The sequence below is a fragment of the Paractinoplanes rhizophilus genome, assembly GCF_042664765.1.
Taxonomy (GTDB): Bacteria; Actinomycetota; Actinomycetes; order Mycobacteriales; family Micromonosporaceae; genus Actinoplanes; species Actinoplanes rhizophilus.
Genome location: NZ_JBHTBJ010000127.1, coordinates 1 through 849 on the forward strand (window position 1 = coordinate 1; position 849 = coordinate 849).

The 849-nt window shown below is 62.9% G+C and carries 2 protein-coding genes; one reads left to right on the top strand and one right to left on the bottom strand.

Features of this window, described 5'->3' with window-relative positions:
- A partial coding sequence (locus ACFQS1_RS40525) for a hypothetical protein (protein WP_378978400.1) occupies positions 1-292 on the bottom strand: 292 nt, incomplete at its 3' end.
- Positions 293-522: 230 nt separating this feature from the next.
- On the opposite strand from ACFQS1_RS40525, the gene ACFQS1_RS40530 reads away from it, so the two are divergent.
- Entirely contained in the window at positions 523-756 is a 234-nt protein-coding gene (locus ACFQS1_RS40530) for a hypothetical protein (RefSeq protein ID WP_378978402.1), read from the top strand.
- Positions 757-849 lie beyond the last annotated feature (93 nt).

Here is an 849-nt window from a genome sequence, read left to right on the forward strand (position 1 = left end):
ACTGAACACCACGCTGGCACCCTGAACACCAAGACCCCGCCCGGCACCCGCCCGGCGGGGTCTTTTCGCACCACCACGTCCTCACCCTCAACGCCGCGCTCATGCTCATTTTCAGCGCCGCGCAACACCCGATCAGCTCCTGGCCCGCCAGCACCGGCCATAACCGGCCGGTCATCTCCGCGTCCAGCACGCCGAGCCCAGCCGGACCGGCGATCACCGCCGACCGCAACGCCTCCCGCTGATCAGCGGGCTGTTGCACCACGCCGGCAGACACCACGGCAGAATCGGCCACCGAAGCTCCTGGTTGGAACATGTTGATCTAGACAATCCCATGTCCTATCAGGAGCTTCTCCACGTCTCGCACCCGGCCCGCGCCTTGACCAAAACGGGACTATTGACCACCAAAGGCCTTGAGTTTAGGTCAGTGACTCTTGGTGCTATCGACTGGAAGCGGGTTATTGGTCGCCGCGACGGCACGAGCTTCTTGTCGCGTTGTCATTTGCCAACAACTCCGATGGCAAGATGCGCTTGGACCTGGACCACGCCGTTTACTACGACGCCGGGGGGAATTCCAGGGATGTCGACGGCTTGAACGGAATACGCGACTACTCAAGAGTTGGTAAAGGCTACGCCTGGCTGTCGCTGGATGCACTGGACAGCGGCGGCCAGCTAGCTGTTCCGGCCTATCGTGATGGCCGCAAGGAGCCGTACTGGTGCTGGTTTGTCAAGCCCCGGGTTTGGTGGAGAGTTGGTTAGCTGGTTTTCAGGGGTGCGGTGACCGGCTGGGTCATCGCGTGTAGTGCCTCGTGTTCGGCGGGCGGGACGTGTCCGAGCTCGCCGTGCAGGCGG